We start from the raw sequence: 26,087 nt of genomic DNA, 5'->3' as shown, positions 1-26,087 counted from the left end.
GTGGCGCTATCGCACGCGCCCGTGGCGGCGCGCCCGACCGCGCCCGGGGTGGGACATGCACGACACCAGGTGGAAGCAGGCCGTCGAATGGCTGGCCGCGGCGGCCACGGACCCGCAGGAGTGCAAACGCCAGTGGGACCACGGCCAGGGGACGGCCCTGCTCGCGGCCGGACGGTACTGGGACGTGCTGAGCGTGCCCGACCGCCTCGGGCTGCTGGCCCTGGACCTGCTGTGGAGCGATCCGCTGGAGTTGCCCGGACCGACGCTGGTGGACGTCACGGCCCGCCGGGTGGGGTTCTTCCTGCCGCCCGACCCGGACAGCGAGTGGGTGGGCTTCGGGGTACGTCATGTGGGCCGCGGGTCGTGGATCGCGGTGCCGCCGCCGTACCGGCCCTCCGGCCGGCTGGAGTGGCTGGTCCCGCCGGACGGCACCGGCACGCTGCACGCGGCGGAGCCGCTGGAACGGGCGCTGCGACGGGCGACGGGCACGTTGGCGGTGCTGGCGCCGGTCAGCGCGGAGCCGAGTCCGGACTGCTGGTGACGCCGGGCTCCGGCGCCTGTTCGGGTACGGCGGCGCGGGGCTGCGCCGCCGTACCGGGCCTCTCCTCCGAGGACGCCCGGCCGCCCACCGCCCAGGAGGGCGTCCTCACGGCCGCCTCGGGTGTCTCCGGGGAGCGCGACTCCTCGGACCCGGCCTCAGGCGCCCCGCCGGACGGCACGGTCCCGCGCGTGTCCTCCGGAAGGGTCCCCCCGGACGCCACCTCAGACGTCCCGCCCGACGTCTCCTCCCACGGCTCGCGCAGAGACTCGGCCTTCGACGACGGCTGTCGGGAGGGCGGCTCCTCGGGCCTTGCCTCGGGCGTCCCGCCAAACGGCACGGTCCCGCGTGTCCTTTCGAAGGGGCTCCCTTCGAACGCCTCCTCGGACGCCCCGCCCGACGTCTCCTCCAACTGCTCGCGCAGACGCATGGCCTCCGACGGCCCCCGGGAGCGCGGCTCCTCGGACCCGGCCTCAGGCGTCCCGCCGGACGGCACGGTCCCGCGTGTCTCCTCCGGAAGGCTCGCCTCGGACGTCCCCTCAGGTGTCCCTCGCGGGCGCTCGCGCGACGGCACGACCTCGGGCGCGCCGTGAGAGGGCCGCTCCCCCGGCATGTCCTCCGACGCCTTACCGGACGGCGTCGTCCCGCGCGTCGCCGGGGAGGGCTTTCCCTCCGGTGCCGCCTGTTGTCCCTCGCCCGAGGTCTCGTCGGGGGGCTTGGCCTCCGGCGTCTCCTCGGACGCCCCACCGGGCTCCCCCTCCCATGCCCCCGCCGCCAGCAAGGGAACGGGAACGCGGAACGGTACGGCATGCGCCGGGCCGCGGTCGCCCACGGTCACTACCGCGAAGGACGCCCACACCCCCTCCCGGTGTCCCGGCACGGTGTGCCCCTTCGCCCGCCACTCCGCGACGAGTTCCGCGTAGATCGGCGTGTTCGCCACATGGCCGCCGGTCAGTTGCGCGTACGGCCGGCTCACGGCGCCGTGCCCGAGAAGGCGCCGCGCCGTCTCAGTGCTGTCCATGCCGGAGCAACGCGCCTCCGTGCGCCGGTGGTACGCCGTGGGTTCCACCTCCGCCCGCGGGGGTGACATCGTCACCCGGTCGGCCGTACGCGTCGGGGAGGCGGGGTTTGACCCTCGACCTGGTCGAGGCGGCAGGGTCCCGGGTGTGGAGAGCGAGATGCGCAGCATTGGTGAGATGGCCCGCGAGAGCGGGCTGGGCGTCAGCGCCCTGAGGTTCTACGACCGTGCCGGGGTCCTGGTCCCCGACCAGGTCGACCCGGTCACGGGCTACCGCTGGTACGCGCCGGAGCAGCTCGGTGAGGCCAGGGTGCTGGCCCGGCTGCGCCGTGCGGGCATGCCGCTGGCGGACGTCCGGCTGGTGCTGGCCGGCTGGACGGCCGCCGACACCGATCTCGTACGCCGGCTTCTGGAGGCGCATCTGCGCCGGCTGGAGGAAGGGCTGTCGGCCGCCCGCGTCGAGTTCTCCGCGCTTCGTGATCTTCTCGACGACAGGGAGAACCCCCTCATGACCTCACCCCGTTCCGCCACCCGGCTGTCCGTGTCCGGTCCCGGTCTGGCCGCCGCGCTGGACGCGGTCCGCTTCGCCGCCGGGACCGACCCGGAGCTGCCGGTGCTGGCCGGCGTCCATCTCGACGTCGAGGGCGACGCGCTGCACGTCGTGGCGACCGACCGGTACCGGATGGCGGTGGCGCGCACCACGGCCGGCGGGCACGGGGGCGGCCGGGTGCGGACGACCGTGCCGCTGCCGCTCGTCGACGCGATGCGGGCACTGCTCGACGGCGAGGACGAGGTGAGCCTCGCCGTGGACGACGGGCGCGTGACCCTGGAGGCCGGTGACCGGCAGACGGGCGGCCGGTGCGCGGAGCAGGACTTCCCGGACTACCGGCGCCTGGTGCGGCTGCCCGCCGGGCGCCGGGCCGAGGTGGACGTGCCTGCTTTCTCGGAGGCGGTGCGCACGGGTCCGGTGCGTCTGCACGAGGACGGCGCCGCGAGAACCGAGCTGACGGTGCTCGAGGTGTCGGAGGACGGCCGGGTCACGCCGGTGCCGGAGGGCGCCGACGGACCGGACCTCGTCGCGGTGAACCGGGCGTTCCTGCTGGACGCGCTCGCCGCGGCGGCCGACGACCGGCTCGTCCTGGAGTTCGGGGCCCCGACGGCCCCGCTCGCGATCCGCCGGCCCGGTGACGAGCACACGTTCTCGCTGCTGATGCCGGTGCGGCTGTCCGACTGAGGCGGGCCCGGTCCCGGAACGCACGACGGCCCGGGCGGCTCCCTCACGGGGGCCGTCCGAGCCGTACGCACGGTCGGCGGGGGTCAGCGGTCGCGGCCGCTGTCCTCCATCGGCTCCAGCGTCTCCGCGGCGGGCGTGGAGCGCTGGGCGAGCAGGGTGTCGGGCGCGGGCGTCCGCCGTCCGGCCAGCCACATCGCGATCGGCTCGGTGTAGCGGGCGGTGAGCGGCCCGATGATCACCAGGACGAGGACGTACGCGGTGGCGAGCGGGCCGAGCTGCGGCTCGATGCCGGCGGTGACGGCAAGTCCGGCGATGACGATGGAGAACTCGCCGCGCGCCACGAGAGTGCCGCCCGCGCGCCAGCGGCCCTTGGCGGAGATGCCGGCCCTGCGGGCCGCCCACCAGCCGGTGGCGATCTTCGTCAGGGCGGTGACGACGGCCAGGCCCAGCGCCGGAAGGATGACCGGCGGGATGGACTGCGGGTCGGTGTGCAGGCCGAAGAAGACGAAGAACACCGCGGCGAACAGGTCGCGCAGCGGGGCGAGCAGGTTGTGCGCGCCTTCCGCGACCTCGCCGGACAGGGCGATGCCGACGAGGAACGCGCCGACGGCCGCCGAGACCTGGAGCTGCTGGGCGATGCCGGCGACCAGCAGGGTCAGGCCGAGCACGACGAGCAGCAGCTTCTCCGGGTCGTCGCTGGAGACGAAGCGGGAGATCACGCGGCCGTAGCGGACGGCGACGAAGAGCACGAGGCCGGCGACGCCGAGGGCGATGGCGAGGGTGACGCTGCCGGTGGCGAGGCTGACGCCGGCCAGCAGGGCGGTGATGATCGGCAGGTAGACGGCCATCGCCAGGTCCTCGAGCACGAGGATGCTGAGGATGACCGGGGTCTCTCTGTTGCCGAGCCGGCCGAGGTCGCCGAGGACCTTGGCGATGACGCCGGAGGAGGAGATCCAGGTGACGCCCGCGAGCACCACGGCGGCGACCGGACCCCAGCCCATGAGCAGGGCGAGGGCGGCGCCGGGCAGGGCGTTGAGCGTCATGTCGACGAGACCGGCCGGGTACTGCGTCTTGAGGTTGGAGACGAGGTCGCTGGCCGTGTATTCGAGGCCGAGCATGAGGAGCAGCAGGATGACGCCGATCTCGGCGCCGATCGCGACGAACTCCTCGCTGGCGCCGAGGGGCAGCAGGCCGCCCTCGCCGAACGCGAGGCCGGCCAGCAGGTACAGGGGGATGGGCGAGAACTGGAGGCGTCCGGCGAGGCGGCCGAGCAGGCCGAGGCCGAGGATGATCGCGCCGAACTCGATGAGGAAGATCGCGGAAGAGTGCACGCGCTCACTCCCGCCCGAGGATCTCGGCGGCGGCGTCGATGCCCTCGCGGGTGCCGATGACGATCAGGGTGTCTCCGCCGGCGAGGCGGAAGTCCGGCGCGGGCGACGGGATCGCCTCCGCGCGGCGGAGGACGGCCACGATGGACGCGCCCGTGTCGGTGCGCATCCGGGTCTCGCCCAGGAGACGGCCGTTCCAGTGGGAGACCGAGGACAGTTCGATGCGCTCGGCGACCAGCCCCAGGTCGGTGGTGTGCAGCAGGTTGGGGCTGTGGTGGGCCGGCATCAGCGCGTCGATGAGCGCGGCCGACTCGGCGGTGCTGAGCCGCAGCGAGCGGGCGCAGGCGTCCGGGTCGTCGGAGCGGTAGACGTTCACCGTCCGGGCGCCGTCGCGGTGCGCGATGACGGACAGGTGCTCGTGCTCACGCGTGGTGAGGTCGTATTTCACACCGATGCCCGGCAGCGGTGTCGCGCTCATCCGTGGAGCAGGCACAGCCCGTCCCCTTCCCGTCTTCTTCTCATGTCGTCCGGCGTGCGGGCTGAACGGACCGGCGCACGGCACCGGGTGGCAACCCCCACTGCCGTAATGGTGCCATCCCGCCATTCGGCCGGAACATGGGTGTTGCCACGGATGGACAGGTTCCGGGGCCGCCGCAAGGATCTTCGAGGCCGTCGTGTCGTCGCAGGTCAACGGGGTGTACCGGACAAAGCAGGGGATTCGGGCGCGTAGGGGACCGCCCGTGTGGGTACTCGGTGGCACCTTCCGGGGACGGGAGTGTGTGGTGGACGACACGGTGATCGTCGGAGTGGACGGCTCCTCCTCCAGCCTCGCCGCCGCCGATGTGGCGGCCGAGGAGGCGAGGCTGCGCGGGGCGCGCTTGCGCATCGTGCACGCGTTCGCCCGGCCCTCCGACCTGGATCCGATGATCCACGGGGTGCTGGCCGAGACGGAGCAGCGAATCAACGAGCGCGTCCCCGGACTGGAGATCACGCGCACCGTGGTGTCCGGCGACGCCCTGACGGTGCTGCGGACCGAGTCTCGGCACGCGGTGCTGACCGTGCTGGGGCGGCGCGGTCGGAGCCGTTTCGGCGATCTCCTGCTGGGCTCGACGACCATGCAGCTGGCGGCGCACGGGCACGGCCCTCTGATGGTGCTGCGCGGGCGGCCCGACCCGCAGGGCCCCGTCCTGCTGGCCGCGGACGGCTCCCCCGCCGGGAACGCCGCCGCGTCGTTCGCGTTCACGGAGGCCGCTCTGCGCGGGGCGCCGCTGATGGCCATGCACGTCTGGAACACCTGGAGCGAGCCCACACCGTACGAGGAACCGGGCGATCCGCTGAGCGTGGTGGTGGACCTCGACCAGCTCGAAATGCGTCACCGGCGGCTGCTGGAGGACGCCATGAAGCCCTGGATGGCCGCCCACCCGGACGTCATGGTCCAGCCGCGCCTCGAACGGGGCCGTGTCCGCCAGGCGCTCCTCGAGGCGACGGGTGAGGCGCAGCTGGTGGTGGCCGGGGCACGCGGCCACGGCGGGGTGGCCGGGATGCTGCTCGGCTCGGTCAGCCAGGCGCTGCTGCTCCACGCGGAGTGTCCGGTGACGGTGGTGCGGGCGCTGTAGCGAGGACGCGGCTCACGACCACCGTGTGATCGCCGCTCGCAGGCGCGGGTCGGCGCGCACCCAGATCTCACCCTCGGCCGCGTCGGACGGGGCGTCGGCACGTTCGAGGCCGAGGAACTCGATCAGCCCGAGCACCACGGCGCGTTCGGCCCGGTCGGCGTCCGCCCCCTGCGACTCGAAGAAGACGTAGTACCGGTCGCTCGGATCCACGCAGCCGGAGTCCGCCCAGATCCGCCCGATCTCCTCGAGCGCCGCCGTCTCCGTGGTGATCGCGGCGGCCCGTGCGGCACCGCGCGTCTCCGGCGGCTGGTCCAGGTCGGCGAGGTCGGTGAACCACTGTCCGAAGTGGTCGAGGCCGGCACATCCGTTCTCGAAGAACAGCATCGCGCCCGGGAGGTAGCGGTTGGCCCGCTCGACCCGGAGGTATTCGGGCCGGGGCCGGTCCGTGTCCTTGATCCGTGCGATCAGGCCCCGCCCGGGCATGAGGACCAGACTCTGCCCGGCGGGTTCGTCGGTGATGCTGCAGGCGTCGGCCTCCCGGCCGCGGAAGAACGCGGAGAACGCCACGTAGGCCTCCTGCGGATCGCCCACGGACACCTGCTGGTCGTTGCCGTCACCGGCGGCGAAGACGAACTGCTTCGGTCCGTGGGCGTAGGGGCGGGCCATGTGCGTCCTTCGTTCACGTGCGGAAGTGCCGTCAGCGTAGCGGCGTCGCCTTCCGCCCCGGATCAGCCCAGGAAACTCAACCGCACCTGGCGGCTGTGGTTGTCCACGTTGGTGTCGACCAGGCAGACCGACTGCCAGGTGCCCAGTTCCAGGCGGCCGTCGATCACGGGGAGCGTCGCGTGGGGCGGGACGAAGGCGGGGAGGACGTGGTCGCGGCCGTGGCCGGGGCTGCCGTGGCGGTGCTGCCAGCGGTCGTCGGCGGGGAGCAGGGTGTGCAGCGCGGACAGCAGGTCGTCGTCGCTGCCTGCGCCGGTCTCGATGACGGCGATGCCGGCCGTGGCGTGCGGCACGAAGACGTTGAGCAGGCCGTCCCGGCCGGCCGCCGCCTCCCTCAGGAAGGATTCACAGTCGCCGGTGATGTCGACGACCCGCTCGGCGGAGCCGGTGGTGAAGGTCAGGACTCGGGTGGTGAAGGCGTCGGACATACGACCATCCTGACGCACCCGGCGCCCCGCCCGTGCGTCCCGCACCGCACGGGCGGGGCGCGCGTCCGGGAAGATCCACCGCGCCCGGCGTGTTGGTGGAAGCGTGAACAATGTGCGCGAGGTCGAGGTGGTCGTCGTGGGCGCCGGGCAGGCCGGACTGTCGAGCGCCTATCACCTGCGGCGGACCGGCTTCGAGCCGGACCGCGACTTCGTGGTGCTGGACCACTCCCCCGCCCCCGGCGGCGCCTGGCAGTTCCGCTGGCCCTCGCTGACGTACGGCAAGGTGCACGGGATGCACGCGCTGCCCGGGATGGAGCTGACGGACGCCGATCCGACGCGGCCCTCCTCCGAGGTGATCGGCGCCTACTTCGACCGCTATGAGCGGACGTTCGACCTGCGGGTGCGCCGTCCGGTCGACGTGCGCGCGGTGCGGGAGGGGCCCGGCGGGCAGCTGCTGGTGGAGACCTCGCACGGCACCTGGGCGACCCGCGCGCTGATCAACGCGACCGGCACCTGGGACCGGCCGTTCTGGCCCCGCTATCCCGGCCAGGAGACGTTCCGCGGGCGGCAGTTGCACACCGCGCAGTACCCGGGACCCGAGGCGTTCGCCGGGCTGCGGGTGGTCGTGGTGGGCGGTGGCGCGTCCGGCACGCAGCATCTGCTGGAGATCGCGCCGTACGCGGCGGCCACCACCTGGGTGACCCGACGGCCGCCCGTATGGCGGGAGGAGCCCTTCGACGAGAACGCGGGCCGTGAGGCCGTCGCCCTCGTCGAGGAGCGGGTGCGGCAGGGGCTGCCCCCGCGCAGCGTGGTCTCCGTGACGGGGCTGCCGCTGAACGACGCGATCCGGCGGGGGCTCGAGGACGGTGTGCTCGACCGCCTGCCGATGTTCGACCGGATCGAGCCCGAGGGCGTGGTGTGGGACGACGGTCGCCGGGTCGCCGCGGACGTGATCCTGTGGGCGACCGGCTTCCGGCCCGTGATCGAGCATCTCTCGCCGCTGCGGCTGCGGGAGCCGGGCGGCGGGATCCGCGTGGAGGGGACCAGGGCGGTCGCCGACCCGCGGATCCACCTGGTCGGCTACGGCCCCTCGGCGAGCACGATCGGCGCCAACCGGGCCGGACGGGCCGCCGTGCGGGACATCAGGCGGCTGCTGGCCGAGGAGCCCGCCGCGGCCTGACCTGCGGTCATGTCGAGGACGGCTGCGCGGACCTCTCCGCCGCCTTCTTCCGTTCGGCCTCCGCCTCCGCCATGTTGCGCTGGTGCTCCGCGAGGTCCGCGGTGAAGCGGGTCTCCCCCTGCCGGACCGTGACGAAGTACAGCCAGTCGCCCGGGGTGGGGTTGATCGCGGCACGCACGGCGTCCTCGCCGGGGTTGTCGATGGGGGTCGGCGGCAGCCCCATGCGCCGGTAGGAGTTGTACGGGCTGTCGACCTCGGTGTCGGCGGGGGTGGTGCGCGCCTTGCTGCGGTTGAGGGCGTAGTCGACGGTGGAGTCCATCTGCAACGGCATTCCGCGTTCGAGGCGGTTGAAGATCACCCGGGCCACCTTGCCCATGTCGGCCTTGGTGGCCGCCTCGGCCTGGACGATGCTGGCGACGGTGACCGCCTGGTAGACGTTCATCGCGTTGCGCTGCGCGCCGGCGGCGACCGGGGCGCCGTTGAACTTCTTGTTGGCCGTGTCGACCATGCCGGCCAGCAGCTTCTGCGGGGTGGCGTTCTCCGGGAGCGGATACGTGTCCGGGAAGAGGTAACCCTCGGGGTTGCCGTCGGCCTCGTTCGGCAACTTGAGGTCGGCCTTGGCCAGGGACTTCTTGGTGGTGCCCGCGGGCAGGTCGAGGGTCTTGTCGATGGCGGCGTAGACCTGGCTCGCCCGCCATCCCGCGGGGACGACGAGGGCCTCGGGACGGGGCTCCTCCTCGTCGGCCATGATCAGCAGCGGCACCGCCACGGCGGTGCCGGCCACGACGGCCCCGAGCGTCGCCAGGGCGAATCGGCCGCGGCGCGTCAGTCGGATCGAGTTCCGTGACGGAGTGTTCGTCTGCATGCGGGCACGGTAACCCGCATACCGTCACAAACCCGGCATATTTTCAGGTTGTCGGCTCCAGTCGGGCGTCCCGTCGCACGAGGGCCGCATACCGTCCGCCGCGCTCCAGCAGTTCCTCGTGGGTCCCGCGCTCCACGACGCGCCCCGCGTCGAGGACCACGATCTGGTCGGCGCCTCGGACCGTGGACAGCCGGTGGGCGATGGTGATGGTGGTCCGGTCGGCCGACAGCGCGTCGATCGCGGCCTGCACCGCCGCCTCGGTACGGGTGTCCAGCGCGCTGGTCGCCTCGTCGAGGACGAGGACCGGAGGGTCGCGCAGGATGGTCCGGGCGATCGCCAGGCGCTGCTTCTCGCCGCCCGAGAAGCGGTGGCCGCGTTCCCCGACGACGGTGTCGTAGCCGTCCGGCAGGTCCGCGATGTGGTCGTGGATCTGGGCGGCCTTCGCCGCCGCGTGCAGCTCCTCGTCGGTGGCGTCGGGCTTGGCGAAGCGCAGGTTGTCGGCGACCGACGCGTGGAAGAGGTACGTCTCCTGGGAGACGACGCCGACCGCGCGGGCCAGTGTGTCGAAGTCGAGGTCGCGCACGTCCACCCCGTCGAGGGTGACGCGCCCGCCCGTGACGTCGTAGAGCCGCGGCACCAGGTGGCCGAGCGTGGACTTGCCGGCGCCGGTCGGACCGACGACGGCGAGGCTGCCGCCCGGCGGGACGGTGATGTCGATGCCGTCGAGGACCGGGCCGCCCTTGCCGTCGTAGCCGAAGGAGACCTTCTCGAAGCGGACCTCACCCTTCACGCGGTCCCGGCGCACCGGGTCCGCGCGCTCGGTGATGTCGATCGGCAGGTCGAGGTACTCGAAGATGCGCTGGAAGAGGGCGAGCGAGGTCTGGATCTGCACGCCGGTGGACAGCAGGCTGACCGCCGGGCGGAACAGGCCCTGCTGGAGCGAGACGAACGCGACGATGGTGCCGATCGACACCCCCGAGCCGCCCGAGTGCAGGGCGAGGCCGGCCGTCCAGTAGATGACCGCGGGCATGGCGGCCATGACGATGGTGATGACCGCCATCCGCCAGCGGCCCGCCATGTTCGACCGCACCTCAAGGTCGACCAGCCGCTCGGACTCGTCGGCGAAGGCCGCGGTCAGGGAGTCGGAGCGGCCCATCGTGCGGCCGAGCAGGATGCCGCTGACCGACAGCGACTCGGTGACGGTGGCCGCCATCGCCGCCATCTGCTTCTGGCGCCGGGTGGTGATCTTCTTGCGTTCGTTGCCGACACGGCGGCTGATCCAGACGAAGACCGGCAGCAGCGCGAGTGACACGACCGTCAGGCGCCAGTCGAGCGCGAGCATCGCCACGATCGTCGCGACCACGCTGGTGAGGTTGGAGACCAGCGAGGTCGCCGTCGACGTGACGGTGGCCTGCATGCCGCCGATGTCGTTGGCGATGCGGGACTGCACCTCGCCCGTGCGGGTGCGGGTGAAGAAGGCGAGCGACATGCGCTGCAGACGCCCGTAGACGGCGGTGCGCAGATCGTGCATGACACGCTGGCCCACGGTCGTGGAGATCAGGGTCTGCAGCACGCCGAAGACGCTGGTGAGCACGGCGCCGAGAATCATGCCGAGCACCAGCAGGCTGAGCAGCCCGGTGCGGCCCTCGGGCAGGGCGACGTCGAGGATCGCCTTCAGCAGGAACGGCGAGGCGACCGACACGAGCGACGACGCCCCGACGAGCAGTCCGACGATCGCGAGGCGGCCCCGGTAGGGGCGGAAGAGGCGCAGGATGCGCCGCACCTGCCGGGGTTCCTGCTCGGCTCCGGCGGGCGGCGTCCACGCGGGTGCGTGATCGGGGTGCATGGTCTCCTTCGAGGGGCGGTTGTCGATGAACAGTATTCATTGTTACCTGTACTCACAATGAACGGCATCCTGATAATGTTCCCGCATGACCGCCCCCGACCCCGACGGCCTGCTGGCCGAGCAGCTGCTCCGGCTCACCCGCCGGGTGCATCGCATCCAGAAACGCCATCTGGAGCGGCGCGAGCTCGGCATCACTCCTGCCCAGTCCCGGCTGCTGCGCACCCTCGCGCACTACGGCTCGCCGCCCCGCATGGCCGATCTCGCGGAGCGGCTGGAGGTGGTGCCCCGCGCGGTGACCACGCTGGTCGACGGGCTGGAGGCGCACGGCAAGGTGCGCAGGGTCCCGGATCCGGCCAACCGGCGGGTGATCCGCATCGAGCTGACCGACGAGGGCCGCGAGACGCTCCGCGAACTGCGCGCGGCGCGGCGGGCGGCGGCGTCGGAAATCCTCGCCCCGCTGGGCGAACGGGAGCGGGAGCAACTCGGGGACCTTCTGAACACCCTGGTCGACGGTCCGCCGGGACCGCCTTGCGAGGAGGGCGCGGCTCAGCGGCCGGGCAACGGCGGGAACTGACGCCCGCTCGCCCCGGACGCACACGTCCCAGGAGGGATGCACGTGTCCCGCACCCGGGCCGCGGCCGGGAAAACCAGTTGCCCAGGGGCTGGTGACGGAGTCAACCTGTCACGGTTTGCTGCCGCCGTCCGAGGACGTCCGCGGCCCTGCTCCGAGCCCCTGGGACACCATGCAGATTCACGACCTTCCCTATCCCGATCCGGGCGCGCCCGACGCCCGTTCGGGTCCTCGATTCCTGTGGTGGCTCTTCCGCAACCAGCTGGGCGGACAGCTCAAGGCGCTGGCCTGGGGCCTGCTGCACTTCGCCTCCGTGGCCTCGCTGCCGTTCTGCGTCGGCGCCGCCGTCCAGGCCGCGGTCGACCGCTCCGGCGGGGGGCTCGCGCTGGCGGGCGGGCTGCTGGCACTGGCCGGCGCGGGCGTCGCGGCCGGCGACACCTTCCTGCACCGCGCCGCCGTCACCAACTGGATCACCGCCGCCGCCCGGGTGCAGCAGCTCCTGGGCCGCAAGGCCGCCGTGCTGGGCTCCGCGCTGACCCGGCGGGTGGCCGCGGGCGAGGTCGTCGCGGTCTCCACGGGTGACGTGGAGAAGATCGGCTGGTTCGTGGAGGCCCTGTCCCGGTTCACCGCCGCCGCGGTCACCATCGTCGTCGTCACCGTCGGCCTCCTCGTCCACCAGCCCGCCCTGGGCGTCGTCGTCGCCGTGGGACTGCCCGTGCTGGCGCTCGCGGTGCTGCCGCTGCTGCCCGGGGCCACCCGGCGCGCGGACGTCCAGCGCGAGAAGGCCGGACGGGCCACCGAACTCGCCTCGGACACCGTCGCCGGACTACGGGTGCTGCGCGGCATCGGCGGCGAGGACCTGTTCCTCGACCGCTACCGCCGCGCCTCGCAGGAGGTCCGCCAGGCCGCCGTGCGCAGCGCGCGCATGTGGTCGCTGATCGCGGCCGTCCAGGTGCTGCTGCCGGGCCTGCTGCTGATCACCGTGGTCTGGTACGGCGTCCGCCTGGCCCGCGACGGCCGGATCGACGTCGGTGAACTGGTCACCGTCTACAGCTCGGTGATGCTCCTGACCTACCCCCTGCGGCACTTCGAGGAGATCGCGATGGCGTACTCCTTCTCGCGCCCCTCGGCCCGGCGGGCCGCGCGCGTGCTGTCGCTGGAGCGGGCCACGGACACCGCCGGCACACGCGCCGCCGAGACCCCGGCGGGCGACCTGTACGACCCGGAGACGGGGCTGTGCGCCTCGTCCGGGCTGCTCACCGCCGTGGTGTGCGGGGACCCGGACGCGGCGGGACGGCTGGCCGAACGGCTCGGCGGGCACGCCGCGGAGGAAGGCACCTCGGCGCTGCTCGGCGGGGTGCCCCTCGACGAACTGCCGCTGGACAGCGCCCGTACGGCCGTGCTGGTGCAGGACAAGGACCCGGTGCTGCTCTCCGGCACGCTGCGGGAGCTGCTCGACGTGCCCGCGTCCGGCGCGGTGGCCCCGGGGGCGGCGCTGGAGGCCGCGCAGTGCCAGGACGTGCTGGCCGCGCTGGTCCAGGGGTCGCTGGGCGCCGAGGACCCGATGGACGCCCGCGTCACCGAACGCGGGCGGTCGCTGTCCGGGGGGCAGCGCCAGCGGCTCGCGCTCGCCCGGTCCCTGGTCACCGACCCGGAGGTGCTGGTGCTGGACGAGCCGACCTCGGCCGTCGACTCGCACACCGAGGCGCGCGTCGCCGAGGGTGTGCGCGGCCTGCGGTCCGGACGCACCACGGTGGTGTTCACCTCGTCCCCGCTCCTGCTGGACCGCGCCGACCGGGTGGTGTTCCTGCACGAGGGCACGGTCGTCGCGGTGGGCGGCCACCGGGAGCTGGTGCGCACCGAGCCCCGCTACCGGGCCGTGGTGACCCGCGAGACGGAGGGAGAGACGGCGTCGTCCGCCGCGCTCCGCGTCGACGAGGGCGGGCGGCGCACGGACGAGGCGCCTGACGGCCTCGAGGAACTGGAAACGCTCGAAGAGATCGAGGAGACGGCATGATCGGCGTCGCGCCACCGGCGTACGACCCGGCGGCCCCGACGGCGGCCAGCACGCTGCCGGTGGGCGCGCCCGCGACCGTGCGCGCGTACGCGGCCGAGCTGTTGCGCCGGCACCGGCGGGCCTTCGTGCTGCTGGTCGCCGTCAACACGGTCGCGGTGATCGCCTCGATGGTCGGCCCGTACCTGCTGGGCGGGCTCGTGGAACGGGTCTCGTCCGGCGCGCGGGACCTGCATCTGGGACTCACTGCGACGGTGTTCGTCGCCGCCCTCGTGATGCAGGCGGGGTTCGTGCGGCAGGTGCGGCTGCGCGGGGCGATGCTCGGCGAGCGGATGCTGGCGGACCTGCGCGAGGACTTCCTGGTGCGGTCGGTCGGACTGCCGCCGGGCGTGCTGGAACGCGCCGGCACCGGCGATCTGCTGTCGCGGATCACCACCGACATCGACCGGCTCGGCAACGCCATGCGCGAGGCCGTGCCCCAGCTGGCGATCGGCGTGGTGTGGGTGGCCCTGCTGCTCGGCGGCCTGATCGTCACCGCGCCGGAACTGGCGCCGGCGGTGCTGGTCGCCGTGCCGCTGCTGGTGGCCGGCTGCCGCTGGTACTTCCGCCGGGCGCCCGGCGCCTACCGCTCGGAGGCTGCCGGGTACGCGGCGGTGGCCGCCGCGCTCGCCGAGACCGTGGACGCCGGGCGGACGGTGGAGGCGCACCGCCTCGGCCCGCGCCGCGTGGCGCTGACGGACCAGCGGGTGCGGGAGTGGACGGCCTGGGAGCGCTACACGCTGTGGCTGCGCTCGGTGCTGTTCCCCGTCATCAACGTCACCCACGTCACGGTCCTCGGGTCGGTCCTGATGATCGGCGGGGTGTTCGTGCTCCAGGGCTGGATCGGCGTCGGCCAGCTGACGACGGCCGCGCTGATCGCACAGATGCTGGTGGACCCGGTCGGGCTCATCCTGCGCTGGTACGACGAACTGCAGGTCGCGCAGGTGTCACTGGCCCGGCTGGTCGGCGTCCGGGACATCGAGCCCGACGCCGGGGACCCGGACATGACGCCCGAGGGGCGGCGGGTGCGGGCGGACACCGTGCACTTCGGCTATCTGGAGGGCGTTGACGTCCTGCGCAAGGTGTCCCTCGAGGTGCCGCCGGGGACCCGGATGGCCCTGGTGGGTCCCTCCGGCGCGGGCAAGTCCACGCTGGGCCGGCTGCTCGCGGGGATCTACGCGCCCCGGGAGGGACGCGTCACCCTCGGCGACGCGGAACTGTCCCGCATGACCGCGGAACGGGTCCGCTCCCACGTCGCCCTCGTCAACCAGGAGCACCACGTCTTCGTCGGCTCCCTCCGCGACAACCTGCGGCTCGCCCGCACCCACGCGGAGGACGCCGAGCTGTGGGCGGCGCTCGGCGCGGTCGACGCGGACGCGTGGGCGCGGGCGCTGGAGGACGGCCTCGACACGGAGGTCGGCTCCGGCGGGTTCGCGCTCACTCCGGCGCAGGCGCAGCAGATCGCGCTGGCCCGGCTGGTGCTGGCCGACCCGCACACGTTGGTCCTCGACGAGGCGACCTCGCTGCTCGACCCGCGCGCGGCACGTCACCTGGAGCGGTCCCTGGCCAGCGTCCTCGACGGCCGCACCGTCGTCGCCATCGCGCACCGCCTACACACGGCCCACGACGCGGATGTCATCGCCGTCGTCGAGAACGGCCGCATCAGCGAACTGGGCAGCCACGAGGAACTGGTCGCGGCGGACGGGGCGTACGCGGCACTGTGGCGCAGCTGGCACGGGTAACCGGGGCTCGCGCCCCGGGCTGTCCTGGGGCGAGGGACCGTTCGATCGCGGGGCGTCCCGGGCGGCGGGTCCGCGGGGCGGGGCAGCCCAGGGGCAGGGCGACCTTCGGTGACGGGGCGGCCCCAGGGGGGTGTTCTCGGGGCGGGCGTGCCGTAGCGCGGCGTCCTCAGGGCGGGCGCCCCGCAACCCGGCGTCCTCGGAGCGGGCGCCCCGCGACCCGGCGTCCTTGGAGCGGGCGTCCCGCAGCGCGGCGTCCTCAGGACGGGCGTGCCGTAGCACGGCGTCCCGGGGCGGGGCAGCCCGGGGGGAGGGCGGCCCCCGGGGTGGCGGGTGTCCTCGGAGCGGGCGCCCCGCAGCACAGCGCCCTCGGGCGGCCGTCCCGCAGCACGGCGTCCTCAGGGCGGGCGTCCCATGACACGGCGTCCTCGGGGCGGGGCAGCCCGGGGGCGGGGCGCGGCCCCTACACCCGGTGGCCTCGGGGCACGGTGACCCGCAGCTCGGTGACCTCGGAGCGCGGTGTCCCGCAGTTCGGTGGCCCCGGGGGCAGGTGACCCGCGACCGGAGGCATCGGGGCGGGGACCCGCAACCGGTGATTGGGGCGGGTGGCCCGCAACCGGTGATCGGGGCAGGCGGCCCGCAACCGGTGATCGGGGCAGGCGGCCCGCGACGGGGGTCGCTCGCCTCCCGGAGCGGCGAGGCGCCTCGCCGTCGGCCGGCGGTGTGGCGCGCCGCCGTCGGCGGGTGGGCCCACACCCCGCGCACGGTTCGTGAACGGGCCGGCCGGCACCTGCCGTGCGCCGCACAGCGTGGCGGCGACGGCGCGCGGGACAGCGGGCCGGCCCGCGCCGGTCGTCACGCGTGGCGTTGCGGGGTCGGGAGATCCGGTGGAAGGCTGGAAGCAGGCATCGGCTACGGGAGCGTCCGGGCCCGGTGATCGGGTCCTGGCGGGTCCGATGCCCGTGGAGACGGCCCGGTGCGGGCCACGGCGGGCGACGCGGCCCGCCCCACCCCCTGGAGGTGTCCGTGAACAGCGGTGACGGTTGGGGAGACGACGTCTACCAGCCCGACGCGTCCGAGATCCAGGACGACGCCGGACTGCTGGACGCCGAGGACACGCTGGAGACCGACGGTGTCGCCGACCCCCTCGACCGGGGCTGGTCCCCTCCCGAGCGGCCCCTGGCCGTGGAGCACTACGGTGTGACCGCCGCCGAGCAGCACGAGGGCGAGACGCTGGAGCAGCGGCTGGCCGAGGAGCTGCCGGACATGACCGTGCCGGACGACGACGGCGTCGGTGATTCCACCGGCACCGACGGGGAACTCCTGGACAACGAGGTCGGTGCGGCACGCTCCGGCCGGCTCGTCGCCCCCGACGAAGGGGCGCACGAGGACGACGAGGAGGCGCTGGTCGCCTACGACGTGGGCATCGACGGCGCCGCCGCCTCCGCCGAGGAGGCCGCCGTGCACATCGTCGACGAGGACAGCCTGCCCGGCTGACCCCGCCGTTTCCGGCCGCGCTCGCGGAACCCAGCCGCCCGAGGAGCACCCATGCAGAAGGACAAGCACCCCGACTACCACCCGGTCGTCTTCCGTGACCGGGCCGCCGGTTACGCCTTCCTCACCCGGTCGACCGCGTCCAGCGGGCAGACCATCGAGTGGGACGACGGCGAGACCTACCCGGTGGTGGACGTGGAGATCTCCTCGGAGAGCCACCCGTTCTACACGGGCAAGGCCAGGACCGTGGACACCGAGGGCCGCGTCGCCCGCTTCCAGCGCCGTTACGGCGGTGAAGGGGGCGAGGGCGGCGCGAGCGGCAGCTGACCCGCCCTCCGACAATCGCGCTCTATATGACGTTGAGCGCCGCCGCGCAGCCCACCCCGCCCAGCAGCATGAACGCCGGCATCAGCACCTTCAGCTCCACCCAGCTGCCGGCGCGGAACCGCATGGCCTTCGGCGGGCCGATCGGGTACCAGCGCTTGCGGCCCACGGGTATGGGCCACAGGATCGGGCAGCCGGAGACGGTCAGCGCGTCCCCGATGTCGTGCACGATCGCGCCGAGCACGATGGGCAGGCCCAGCCACAGGTACTCCTGACCGGGATCGGTGAACAGCCAGCTCGCCCCGTTCCCGGGCTCGTCGAGGATGCCCGCGATGATCCAGGCGCTGGTCGCCGCCAGCAGCCACACCAGCACGTCGCTGCTCGAGCCGCGCGCCGCCCGCCACAGCAGGCCCTCGATCGCGAGCACCATGTGCACGAACAAGATGAACAGGACCGCCCAGCGGCCGCCGGTGATCGCCAGCACCGAGGTGCCGCCGCCGACGAGGACCGCCCACAGCCAGGTGTGGGTGAGGGTGCGGTGACCGCCCGAACGACGGGGGTCGGCCGGTTTCCTCGTCGACTTGTAGACCGCGTAGGACAGCTTGTCGACGATCTCGCACAGCCAGCGGGAGACCGGGCCGAAGGACCGCGAGATGGTGGCGGACTTGTGGTCCAGGTCCGGGGCGAGTGCGGCCCCGGCGCAGATCAGCGCACCGGCCAGCAGCACGGGCCAGGGCATCGGGTGTCCGGCCGCGGCGGTCGCCGCTCCGACCCCGAGCCAGGCCGCGGCGCCCGACAGTGAGTGTGCTGGTCCCATCATGGCCTGTGCCCGCCCCATTCCTCTTTCGCCGCCGCCCGGTTGACCGGGGACGCTGACGCTGCGCCGGCGACACAGCGTAGCGGTAGTGATCTTCGAGCCGACAGCCGATTCCCGCATCGGGCGAGTGGGCAGGCAAGATGGGGTGGTGACCCTCATCGATCAGCTGCCGCCGAACGCCGACCCCGACGCCCTGTACGAAGCCTTCGAGTCGTGGGCGCAGGAGCGCGGGCTCACCCTCTATCCGCACCAGGAGGAGGCGCTGATCGAGGTGGTGTCGGGGGCGAACGTGATCGTCTCGACGCCCACCGGCTCCGGCAAGAGCATGATCGCCGCGGGCGCCCACTTCGCGGCGCTGGCCCGGGACGAGGTCACCTTCTACACCGCCCCCATCAAGGCGCTCGTCTCGGAGAAGTTCTTCGAACTCTGCAAGATCTTCGGCACCGAGAACGTCGGCATGCTCACCGGCGACGCGTCCGTGAACGCCGACGCCCCGGTGATCTGCTGCACCGCCGAGGTGCTCGCCTCGATCGCGCTGCGCGACGGCAAGGACGCCGACGTCGGCCAGGTCGTGATGGACGAGTTCCACTTCTACGCCGAGGGGGACCGCGGCTGGGCCTGGCAGATCCCGCTGCTGGAGCTGCCGCAGGCGCAGTTCGTGCTGATGTCGGCGACGCTCGGCGACGTCTCCTTCTTCGAGAAGGACCTCACCCGCCGCACCGGCCGGCCCACCGCGGTGGTCCGTTCCGCGACCCGGCCGGTGCCGCTGTCGTACGAGTACCGGTACACGCCGCTCACCGAGACGCTGACCGACCTCCTGGAGGCCCGGCAGGCGCCGGTGTACATCGTGCACTTCACGCAGGCGCAGGCCGTGGAGCGGGCGCAGGCGCTGATGAGCATCAACATGTGCACGCGCGAGGAGAAGGACAAGATCGCCGACCTGATCGGCAACTTCCGCTTCACCACCAAGTTCGGCCGCAACCTGTCCCGTTACGTGCGGCACGGCATCGGCGTGCACCACGCCGGCATGCTGCCCAAGTACCGGCGCCTGGTGGAGAAGCTGGCGCAGGCCGGTCTGCTGAAGGTCATCTGCGGCACCGACACCCTCGGTGTGGGCGTCAACGTCCCCATCCGTACGGTGCTGTTCACCGCGCTCACCAAGTACGACGGCAACCGGGTGCGCACGCTGCGGGCGCGTGAGTTCCACCAGATCGCGGGGCGCGCAGGGCGGGCCGGCTTCGACACCGAGGGCTTCGTGGTGGCCCAGGCGCCGGAGCACGTCATCGAGAACGAGAAGGCGCTGGCGAAGGCGGGTGACGACCCGAAGAAGCGCCGCAAGGTGGTGCGCAAGAAGGCTCCCGAGGGGTTCGTCGCGTGGAGCGAGCAGACCTTCGAGAAGCTCATCGGGTCCGAGCCGGAGCCGCTGACCTCCCGCTTCCGCGTCACCCACACCATGCTGCTGTCGGTCATCGCCCGGCCGGGCAACGCCTTCGAGGCGATGCGCCACCTGCTGGAGGACAACCACGAGCCGCGCAAGCAGCAGCTCCGCCACATCCGGCGGGCGATCGCCATCTACCGTTCGCTGCTGGACGGCGGCATCGTCGAGAAGCTCGACGAGCCGGACGCGGAGGGGCGCATCGTGCGTCTCACCGTGGATCTGCAGCAGGACTTCGCGCTCAACCAGCCGCTGTCCACGTTCGCGCTGGCCGCGTTCGAGCTGCTGGACCCCGAATCGCCGTCGTACGCACTGGACATGGTGTCCGTGGTGGAGTCCACGCTGGACGACCCGCGGCAGATCCTCGCCGCCCAGCAGAACAAGGCGCGCGGTGAGGCGGTCGCCGCGATGAAGGCCGACGGGGTGGAGTACGAGGAGCGCATGGAGCGCCTCCAGGACATCACCTACCCGAAGCCGCTGGAGGAGCTGCTCTTCCACGCGTACAACACGTACCGCAAGTCCCACCCGTGGGTCGGCGACCATCCGCTGTCGCCGAAGTCCGTGGTCCGGGACATGTACGAGCGGGCGCTGTCCTTCACGGAGCTGGTGTCCCACTACGAGCTGGCCCGCACCGAGGGCATCGTGCTGCGCTACCTCGCGAGCGCCTACAAGGCGCTGGAGCACACCATCCCCGACGACCTGAAGTCGGAGGACCTGGAGGACCTGATCGCCTGGCTGGGCGAGACGGTGCGCCAGGTCGACTCCAGCCTGCTGGACGAGTGGGAGCAGCTGGCGAACCCGGAGGAGATGACCGCCGAGGAGGCCCAGGAGAAGGCCGACCAGGTCAAGCCGGTCACCGCCAACGCCCGCGCCTTCCGTGTCCTCGTCCGCAACGCCATGTTCCGCCGCGTGGAACTCGCCGCCCTCGACCAGGTGGACGCGCTCGGCGAGCTGGACGGTGAGTCCGGCTGGGACGCCGACGCGTGGGGCGAGGCGATGGACAAGTACTGGGACGAGTACGAGGAACTCGGCACCGGTCCCGACGCGCGCGGGCCCAAGCTGCTCATCATCGACGAGCAGCCGGAGAACGGGCTGTGGCGGGTCCGCCAGATCTTCGACGACCCGAACGACGACCACGACTGGGGCATCAGCGCCGAGGTCGATCTGACCGCCTCCGACGCCGAGGGCCGCGCCGTCGTGCGGGTCACCGACGTCGGCCAGCTGTGAGCACAGGGGAGACGCACCCATGACGAACCCGGCCGAGAGCCTCGTCGCCCTGCTCGACCTGGAGCAGATCGAGGTCGACATCTTCCGCGGCCGCAGCCCGCAGGAGTCCCTGCAGCGGGTCTTCGGCGGGCAGGTCGCCGGCCAGGCGCTGGTCGCCGCGGGCCGCACCGCTGAGGGCGACCGCCCGGTGCACTCGCTGCACGCGTACTTCCTGCGCCCGGGCCGGCCCGGGGTGCCGATCGTGTACCAGGTGGAACGTGTGCGGGACGGCAGGTCGTTCACGACCCGCCGGGTCACCGCCGTGCAGCAGGGCCGCACGATCTTCAATCTGACCGCCTCCTTCCACAAGCCTGAACAGGGGAGCTTCGAGCACCAGTTGCCTCCGGCCCGCGAGGTGCCGGACCCCGAGTCGCTGCCGACGGTCGCGGACGAGATCCGGGAGCATCTGGGCGCGCTGCCGGAGCAGTTGGAGCGGATGGCGCGCCGCCAGCCCTTCGACATCCGCTACGTCGACCGGCTGCGCTGGAAGCCGGACGAGGTCGAGGGCGCGGAGCCGCGCAGCGCGGTGTGGATGCGTGCGGTCGGGCCGCTCGGCGACGACCCGCTGGTGCACACCTGCGCGCTGACCTACGCCAGCGACATGACGCTGCTGGACGCGGTGCGGATCCCGGTGGAGCCGCTGTGGGGTCCCCGCGGGTTCGACATGGCGTCGCTGGACCACGCGATGTGGTTCCACCGGCCGTTCCGTGCGGACGAGTGGTTCCTGTACGACCAGGAGTCCCCCATCGCCACGGGCGGCCGCGGTCTGGCCCGCGGCCGGATCTACGACCGGGAGGGCCGCATGCTGGTCTCGGTCGTGCAGGAGGGGCTCTTCCGGGCGCTGTAGGTCCGCGGACGGCGCGGGGGCGCCGAAACGCTGCGGCGGCTCCGGACACCCACGGCACGGGCGCCCCGCCCGCGAACGGACGCTGGACGGGGCAGGGCGCCCCTGGGTGCGGCATCGCGTGCCGCCAAGCGGCACGCGCGGACGGGCGCCCGGGCCGGCCCGTGCCACCGGTGTCCCGCCCGCACGCGGGCCGCCGGCCGCTCCGGCCGCCGCCGAGTGCAAAGCGAACCGCCCGGCGTCGCCCGTTCACGGGCGTCCCGCGCCACTCGCGCCATCCGGTGTCCCGTCCGCACACGGGCCGTCGGCGGCTCCGGCCGCCGCTGGATGCGGCAAGGTGAGTCGTCACGGGCGCCCCGAGGCACCAGCCAGCCGGCCTCACGGACGTGTCGCTGTCCGGGCGGACCTGTGGCGCCAGCGGGTGAGCAGGCCTCGGCGTCTGGCGCGGTCGGCGGCGGCCGGGGTGTCCGGGCGAGCTGACGCGGCGGGTCGGGCCGGTGGAGGCCCGAGTACCGGCCGGCGGGACACAAGTGGCTCGGGCGCGGACGTCGGGCGGCACGACGTGGACGGCCGGGGCGCCGGGTGGTGGGTCCTGGCCTCGTCCACCAGGCGGGCCAGGTCGGCCCGCAGCCAGGCGATCTCGTCGTCGTCCCGGGCCGTCATGAGGTCCGCCGCGATCCGCGCCCCCGGCGATTCGGGGTTCGCACCGCCGGGGGGACGGCGGCGGAACGTGTGGAGACGAGACCGGTCGTACGGGTCACGCACCACCTGCGCCACGTGCAGCGGGTCGAGGAACGACGCGACCGCGCCCGCACGGGCCCAAGGGCCCTCCGCCTCCCGGAGCAGGAAACCCAGGTGCCTGCTGCGCCAGTTGCGGGGCCGCAGGTCGATCCCGGAGTCCAGCAGACCGCGCAGCCCTTCGGGCATGCGCCCGGTCAGCAGCGCCGCATGCTTCTCGTCGTCGCCGAACAGCCGTAGTTCGTCCGCGAGATAGAGCCAGACCACGGCGCGGTAGCGGTTCAGGTGGAACGCCACCGGCACCAGGAGGCCGAGCCTCGCCAGCCGGGTGAAGCGGGTCTTCGCCACCCCCAGCAGGTCGGCGCCTTCCGCGGTGCCCACGGCGTGCACGCTGCGGCGCAGCGCCTCGGGGAAGCCGGGGCCGGCCCGCAGCCGCTCGATCTCGGCCCGGGCGACCCGACGCTCCCCCGAAGCCCTTCCGGCCTCCGCGCGGATGCGCCCGAGTCGCACGCCCAGGTCGAACTCGGTGCGCCTCAGCCCCAGTTCCCGGGCGGCGCGGCCGGTCGTGACCCAGGAATCGTCCTTGGCCGCCGCGACCTGGCCGACACCCGTGTCGAAAGCCGTGACCGTGCGCTGCGTGATGGTGGTCCGCTGTCGGGCCATGCTCGTCTCCCCCGTGCGTATGGAGAGCCGGCGCCGGTTGCGCCCGCTCCGGGAAAGACAGTAGCCGTTCCGTCACCCTCCGTGTCCACCCTGTGGAAAACCTCCGCCGCCTCCTCCACAGGGCCAATGCATCCGCAGGTCAGACGTCCGTGCCCGGCTCCGGTGGGCGTCGGGTGTCGACGTCGAGATGCTCGCCGACCCGGTTGACGAGCAGTGTCATCTCGTAGGCGATGTGGCCGATGTCGGCCTCGGCGCCGCTGAGCACGCACAGACAGCTCCCGGAGCCGGCGGCGGTCACGAAGAGCACCGCCTCGTCGAACTCCACCATCGTCTGGCGCACCCCGCCCGCGCCGAAGTGCCGCCCCGAGCCCTTGGCGAGGCTGTGCAGCCCGGACGAGACGGCGGCGAGATGCTCGGCGTCCTCACGGCGCAGGCCCGTGCTCGCCCCCGTCACCAGGCCGTCGTTCGAGAGGATCAGCGCGTGCCGTACGTGCTCGACGCGCTGGGTCAGGTCGTCCAGCAGCCAGTCGAGTCCCTGGTTCTGCCCCATGTCGTGTGTCTCCCCCTGTTGTCCCCGTGTGCCCCGTGTGTCGTCCCTCCGGTCGGGAGGGTCCCTGCGCCAGCCTTCCCCACGACCGGGCGGCGGGCAAGGAAGATGAGAGCCATGGGACAGAAGATGACCGAGGAAGAGTGGCGGGCGTTCGTCTCGCACGGCACCCGCACCGGCAAACTGGCCACCGTCCGGGCCGACGGGCGTCCGCATCTGGCGCCGGTCTGGTTCGTGCTCGACGGTGGCGACGTGGTGTTCAACACCGGCGCGGCGACGGTGAAGGGGCGCAACCTGGCCCGTGACGGGCGGATCGCCCTCTGTGTGGACGACGACCGGCCGCCCTTCGCCTACGTGATCCTGGAGGGCCGGGCGCGTCTGTCGGAGGACGTCGAGGAGCTGCGGCACTGGGCGGCCCGGATCGGCGCGCGGTACATGGGCGAGGACCGCGCGGAGGAGTTCGGCGCCCGCAACGGAGTGCCGGGCGAGCTGCTGGTCCGGGTGAGTGTCGACAAGGTGCTGGCCGAAAAGGGCGTGGCGGACTGACACCGCGCCGGGCTCGCTCGGAGCAGGACGCCCGGTGGGCCGGCGGGCCGGCGGATGCCATCGCGGTCATCCCACCGAGTCGAGCAGCCGGGCGGTGTGCATGCGCCCGGCGTACTCGACGAGCTGGATGAGCACCTCCTTGCCCGAGGAGCGCTCGCGGGCGTCGCACAGCACCACGGGCGTGCCCGGGTCGAGGTCGAGCGCGCGGCACACGTCGCGCGCGTCGTGCCGCCGGGCGCCGGAGAAGCAGTTGACGGCGACGACGAACGGGATCTTCCGGTGCTCGAAGTAGTCGACCGCCGGGAAGCAGTCCTCCAGCCGCCGGGTGTCCGCGAGCACGACCGCGCCGAGCGCGCCCTGAGCGAGTTCGTCCCACAGGAACCAGAAGCGGTCCTGTCCCGGGGTGCCGAAGAGGTACAGGGAGAGCCCGGAGCGGATGGTGATGCGGCCGAAGTCCATGGCGACGGTCGTGGTGACCTTGTGGTCGACGCCGTCGGTGTCGTCCACCGTCCGGCCGGCCTCGCTGAGCATCTCCTCGGTGCGCAGCGGCCGGATCTCGCTGACCGCGCCCACCAGCGTGGTCTTCCCCACGCCGAAACCGCCGGCGACCAGGATCTTCAGCGCCAGAGCCGTCGTCTCGCCGGCGGGGGCGTCGGGGTGTTCGGGGGCCATCGTTCGCTCTTTTCGTGAGGGTTTTTCAGACGCTCTTCCGTGTGGGTGGGGCGACACGCCGCCCGCCGGTCGGGACGGGCGCCCGCTACAGCGCCCGCAGCCCCGCGATGACCTCGCGGAGCACCCGCTCGTCGGGCAGCTGGGCGGGCGGCACGGGCCTGCTGACGGTGACCCGGCCGCGTTCCAGCAGGTCGCCGAGGAGGACCCGGACGACGCCGACGGGCAGATCGGCGCCTGCCGCGAGTTCGGCGACGGACTGGGTCTCCGGCCGGCACAGGTCGATCAGCGCACGGTGCTCGGGGCCGAGTGCCGGGTCGTCGTCGCCGGCAGGCGCGGCGGGGTCCAGGGTGACCAGGGCGATCAGGTCGAAGCGCACGCCGGAGGGGCCGGGTGCGGTGCGTCCGCCGGTCACGGCGTAGGGCCGTACCAGCGGGCCGGCCTCGTGGTCGTACCACTGGCTGCCCGGTTCGCGCGTGGCGCCGGTCGTGTCGTCGGTCATCTGCTCGGACCGCTTCCTCGTCTCATCCGGCCGGCGGCCGTGCGGCGACGCGCGGCGCGGTGTCCAGGTGCTCGCCCACGCGCCGGACGAGGCGTGCCATCTCGTAGGCCACGAGGCCGATGTCGGCGGTGACGGAGGTGAGCACGGCGAGGCAGGAGCCCTCCCCCGCCGCGGCGACGAACAGGAAGCCGTCGTCCATCTCGACCATGGTCTGGCGTACGCCGCCGGCCCCAAAGTGCCGTCCGGCGCCCTTGGCGAGGCTGTGGAAGCCGGAGGCGACGGCGGCGAGGTGCTCGGCGTCCTCGCGGCCGAGGCCTCCTGAGGCGCCCATGGCGAGTCCGTCGCCGGACAGCACCACGGCGTGCCGTACGTCGGTGACGCGGAGCACCAGGTCGTCGAGCAGCCAGTCGAGTGCGCCGGAGTGCCGGCCTGTGCCGGTGCGAGGGTCCTGGATCATGCGGGGTCTCCTTCGGTGCTGGGCCGCGCCGTGCCGCGGGCGGCGCCGGGCGGACGGCCGCCGCCGCGTGTCCAGCCGTCGCGGTAGGCCGCCATGCGGTCCCGTACGAGTTCGGGGGTGCGGTCGTCGGCGCGGCCGACGCCCGGGGTGGGGCCGGGTGCGTCCGGCCGGCCGTCGCGGAGCTGGGGCGCCAGGCTCGCCTGGCGTACCCGGCGGGGCAGGTCGTCGGAGCCGGCCGGCTCCTCCGTGCGGTGCAGGCGCAAGGTGGCGGCTCCCTGAGGGCTCTCGGACTCGACGCCCGCGTCGGAGCGCGGCACGGCGTGCGGTGCGGGGCGGGGCGCCTGCGGCGCGCTCCTGTCGGCGTGCGGCACCGGGCGCGGCGCTGACCGCGATTCCGGCGGCCCGTCCACGTCGGCGCCCGGCACAACGCGCGGCACCGAGCGCGGCGCCGACCGGGATTCCGGCGGCGCTTCCACGTCGGCACCCGGCACGACGTGCGGCACCGGGCGCGGTGCGTGACGGGTTTCCGGCGGCCCGTCCACGTCGGCACCCGGCACAACGCGCGGCACCGAGCGCGGCGCCGACCGGGATTCCGGCGGCGCGTCCACGTCGGCACCCGGCACAACGCGCGGCACCGAGCGCGCTG

26 protein-coding genes are annotated in these 26,087 nt (G+C 73.4%); 12 read left to right on the top strand and 14 right to left on the bottom strand.

What is annotated here, in order from left to right; all coding sequences use genetic code 11:
* Window positions 1-55: 55 nt before the first annotated feature.
* Window positions 56-541 (top strand): hypothetical protein, encoded by a 486-nt coding sequence (locus ACQZOG_RS26415; protein ID WP_037638303.1) that lies wholly within the window; start codon window positions 56-58, stop codon window positions 539-541.
* Here the strand turns inward: ACQZOG_RS26415 and ACQZOG_RS26410 are convergent.
* Entirely contained in the window at window positions 510-1,559 is a 1,050-nt protein-coding gene (locus tag ACQZOG_RS26410) for a hypothetical protein (RefSeq protein ID WP_359497701.1), read from the bottom strand. The genes ACQZOG_RS26415 and ACQZOG_RS26410 overlap by 32 nt on opposite strands.
* A gap of 157 nt (window positions 1,560-1,716) precedes the next feature.
* Between ACQZOG_RS26410 and ACQZOG_RS26405 the strand changes: the two genes are divergently transcribed.
* Window positions 1,717-2,790 carry a MerR family transcriptional regulator gene (locus ACQZOG_RS26405; protein ID WP_033277235.1) on the top strand — a complete coding sequence of 358 codons (1,074 nt, stop codon included), beginning with the start codon at window positions 1,717-1,719 and terminating at the stop codon, window positions 2,788-2,790.
* 83 nt (window positions 2,791-2,873) lie between these two features.
* Here the strand turns inward: ACQZOG_RS26405 and ACQZOG_RS26400 are convergent, their stop codons facing one another.
* On the bottom strand, window positions 2,874-4,121 hold the full coding sequence (locus ACQZOG_RS26400; RefSeq protein ID WP_033277234.1) for a cation:proton antiporter: 1,248 nt from the start codon (window positions 4,119-4,121) through the stop codon (window positions 2,874-2,876).
* A 4-nt stretch (window positions 4,122-4,125) separates the two neighbouring features.
* Window positions 4,126-4,596, bottom strand: coding sequence for a cation:proton antiporter regulatory subunit (locus ACQZOG_RS26395; RefSeq protein ID WP_033277233.1), 471 nt, complete (start codon window positions 4,594-4,596; stop codon window positions 4,126-4,128).
* Window positions 4,597-4,900: 304 nt separating this feature from the next.
* Between ACQZOG_RS26395 and ACQZOG_RS26390 the strand changes: the two genes are divergently transcribed.
* Window positions 4,901-5,734, top strand: a complete 834-nt coding sequence (locus ACQZOG_RS26390) for a universal stress protein (RefSeq protein ID WP_261674665.1) — start codon at window positions 4,901-4,903, stop codon at window positions 5,732-5,734.
* A 12-nt stretch (window positions 5,735-5,746) separates the two neighbouring features.
* On the opposite strand, the gene ACQZOG_RS26385 is transcribed toward ACQZOG_RS26390, so the two are convergent.
* Together ACQZOG_RS26385 and ACQZOG_RS26380 are read right to left on the bottom strand one after the other, a co-directional pair.
* The gene (locus ACQZOG_RS26385) at window positions 5,747-6,400 is read right to left on the bottom strand and encodes a hypothetical protein (protein WP_033277232.1); all 654 of its coding nucleotides are present in this window, start codon (window positions 6,398-6,400) and stop codon (window positions 5,747-5,749) included.
* Between the two features lie 62 nt (window positions 6,401-6,462).
* Window positions 6,463-6,885, bottom strand: coding sequence for a secondary thiamine-phosphate synthase enzyme YjbQ (locus ACQZOG_RS26380; protein ID WP_033277231.1), 423 nt, complete (start codon window positions 6,883-6,885; stop codon window positions 6,463-6,465).
* Window positions 6,886-6,988: 103 nt separating this feature from the next.
* Here ACQZOG_RS26380 and ACQZOG_RS26375 point away from each other — a divergent pair, with 103 nt between their 5' ends.
* The gene (locus ACQZOG_RS26375) at window positions 6,989-8,065 is read left to right on the top strand and encodes an NAD(P)-binding domain-containing protein (protein ID WP_033277230.1); all 1,077 of its coding nucleotides are present in this window, start codon (window positions 6,989-6,991) and stop codon (window positions 8,063-8,065) included.
* Window positions 8,066-8,072: 7 nt separating this feature from the next.
* Here ACQZOG_RS26375 and mltG read toward each other — a convergent pair whose 3' ends face one another.
* Complete coding sequence (mltG, locus tag ACQZOG_RS26370; protein ID WP_033277229.1) at window positions 8,073-8,930, bottom strand: endolytic transglycosylase MltG; 858 nt, start codon at window positions 8,928-8,930, stop codon at window positions 8,073-8,075.
* Between the two features lie 43 nt (window positions 8,931-8,973).
* Window positions 8,974-10,776, bottom strand: coding sequence for an ABC transporter ATP-binding protein (locus ACQZOG_RS26365; protein WP_359670974.1), 1,803 nt, complete (start codon window positions 10,774-10,776; stop codon window positions 8,974-8,976).
* A gap of 85 nt (window positions 10,777-10,861) precedes the next feature.
* Between ACQZOG_RS26365 and ACQZOG_RS26360 the strand changes: the two genes are divergently transcribed.
* From ACQZOG_RS26360 to ACQZOG_RS26340, 5 genes are all read left to right on the top strand, one after another.
* Window positions 10,862-11,350: a MarR family winged helix-turn-helix transcriptional regulator gene (locus ACQZOG_RS26360; protein ID WP_037638312.1), complete on the top strand. Its 489-nt coding sequence runs from the start codon at window positions 10,862-10,864 to the stop codon at window positions 11,348-11,350.
* A gap of 169 nt (window positions 11,351-11,519) precedes the next feature.
* Window positions 11,520-13,364 (top strand): ABC transporter ATP-binding protein, encoded by a 1,845-nt coding sequence (locus tag ACQZOG_RS26355; RefSeq protein ID WP_359670972.1) that lies wholly within the window; start codon window positions 11,520-11,522, stop codon window positions 13,362-13,364.
* The gene (locus tag ACQZOG_RS26350) at window positions 13,361-15,142 is read left to right on the top strand and encodes an ABC transporter ATP-binding protein (RefSeq protein WP_033277225.1); all 1,782 of its coding nucleotides are present in this window, start codon (window positions 13,361-13,363) and stop codon (window positions 15,140-15,142) included. Before ACQZOG_RS26355 ends, ACQZOG_RS26350 begins: the two co-directional genes overlap by 4 nt.
* 1,023 nt (window positions 15,143-16,165) lie before the next feature.
* Window positions 16,166-16,636, top strand: a complete 471-nt coding sequence (locus tag ACQZOG_RS26345; RefSeq protein WP_033277224.1) for a DUF5709 domain-containing protein — start codon at window positions 16,166-16,168, stop codon at window positions 16,634-16,636.
* A 51-nt stretch (window positions 16,637-16,687) separates the two neighbouring features.
* The gene (locus ACQZOG_RS26340; protein WP_033277223.1) at window positions 16,688-16,960 is read left to right on the top strand and encodes a type B 50S ribosomal protein L31; all 273 of its coding nucleotides are present in this window, start codon (window positions 16,688-16,690) and stop codon (window positions 16,958-16,960) included.
* 22 nt (window positions 16,961-16,982) lie between these two features.
* On the opposite strand, the gene ACQZOG_RS26335 is transcribed toward ACQZOG_RS26340, so the two are convergent.
* Window positions 16,983-17,777, bottom strand: a complete 795-nt coding sequence (locus tag ACQZOG_RS26335) for a metal-dependent hydrolase (RefSeq protein ID WP_058915631.1) — start codon at window positions 17,775-17,777, stop codon at window positions 16,983-16,985.
* Window positions 17,778-17,922: 145 nt separating this feature from the next.
* On the opposite strand from ACQZOG_RS26335, the gene ACQZOG_RS26330 reads away from it, so the two are divergent.
* Both ACQZOG_RS26330 and ACQZOG_RS26325 read left to right on the top strand, forming a co-directional pair.
* Window positions 17,923-20,436 carry a DEAD/DEAH box helicase gene (locus ACQZOG_RS26330; protein WP_037643657.1) on the top strand — a complete coding sequence of 838 codons (2,514 nt, stop codon included), beginning with the start codon at window positions 17,923-17,925 and terminating at the stop codon, window positions 20,434-20,436.
* 19 nt (window positions 20,437-20,455) lie between these two features.
* Window positions 20,456-21,322, top strand: coding sequence for an acyl-CoA thioesterase (locus tag ACQZOG_RS26325; protein ID WP_365164680.1), 867 nt, complete (start codon window positions 20,456-20,458; stop codon window positions 21,320-21,322).
* A 375-nt stretch (window positions 21,323-21,697) separates the two neighbouring features.
* Here ACQZOG_RS26325 and ACQZOG_RS26320 read toward each other — a convergent pair whose 3' ends face one another.
* Together ACQZOG_RS26320 and ACQZOG_RS26315 are read right to left on the bottom strand one after the other, a co-directional pair.
* Window positions 21,698-22,720: a DUF6397 family protein gene (locus ACQZOG_RS26320; RefSeq protein WP_058915632.1), complete on the bottom strand. Its 1,023-nt coding sequence runs from the start codon at window positions 22,718-22,720 to the stop codon at window positions 21,698-21,700.
* Between the two features lie 139 nt (window positions 22,721-22,859).
* The gene (locus ACQZOG_RS26315) at window positions 22,860-23,270 is read right to left on the bottom strand and encodes a roadblock/LC7 domain-containing protein (protein WP_033277219.1); all 411 of its coding nucleotides are present in this window, start codon (window positions 23,268-23,270) and stop codon (window positions 22,860-22,862) included.
* 114 nt (window positions 23,271-23,384) lie between these two features.
* Between ACQZOG_RS26315 and ACQZOG_RS26310 the strand changes: the two genes are divergently transcribed.
* Window positions 23,385-23,813 carry a PPOX class F420-dependent oxidoreductase gene (locus ACQZOG_RS26310; protein ID WP_033277218.1) on the top strand — a complete coding sequence of 143 codons (429 nt, stop codon included), beginning with the start codon at window positions 23,385-23,387 and terminating at the stop codon, window positions 23,811-23,813.
* A 66-nt stretch (window positions 23,814-23,879) separates the two neighbouring features.
* Here ACQZOG_RS26310 and ACQZOG_RS26305 read toward each other — a convergent pair whose 3' ends face one another.
* The 4 genes from ACQZOG_RS26305 to ACQZOG_RS26290 all read right to left on the bottom strand — a co-directional run bounded on the left by ACQZOG_RS26305 (window position 23,880) and on the right by ACQZOG_RS26290 (window position 25,704).
* Window positions 23,880-24,485 (bottom strand): GTP-binding protein, encoded by a 606-nt coding sequence (locus ACQZOG_RS26305; protein ID WP_033277217.1) that lies wholly within the window; start codon window positions 24,483-24,485, stop codon window positions 23,880-23,882.
* An 85-nt stretch (window positions 24,486-24,570) separates the two neighbouring features.
* Complete coding sequence (locus ACQZOG_RS26300; RefSeq protein ID WP_033277216.1) at window positions 24,571-24,984, bottom strand: DUF742 domain-containing protein; 414 nt, start codon at window positions 24,982-24,984, stop codon at window positions 24,571-24,573.
* A 22-nt stretch (window positions 24,985-25,006) separates the two neighbouring features.
* Window positions 25,007-25,441, bottom strand: a complete 435-nt coding sequence (locus tag ACQZOG_RS26295) for a roadblock/LC7 domain-containing protein (protein ID WP_230227183.1) — start codon at window positions 25,439-25,441, stop codon at window positions 25,007-25,009.
* Window positions 25,438-25,704 carry a hypothetical protein gene (locus tag ACQZOG_RS26290; protein ID WP_430741896.1) on the bottom strand — a complete coding sequence of 89 codons (267 nt, stop codon included), beginning with the start codon at window positions 25,702-25,704 and terminating at the stop codon, window positions 25,438-25,440. The genes ACQZOG_RS26295 and ACQZOG_RS26290 overlap by 4 nt, the downstream gene beginning before the upstream one ends.
* Window positions 25,705-26,087: the final 383 nt, after the last annotated feature.

It is taken from the genome of Streptomyces sp. P13-3-3 (assembly GCF_050571355.1).
Lineage (GTDB): Bacteria > Actinomycetota > Actinomycetes > Streptomycetales > Streptomycetaceae > Streptomyces > Streptomyces althioticus.
Note: the sequence above shows the minus strand (reverse complement) of the source record. Positions and strands in the feature narration are given on the sequence as shown.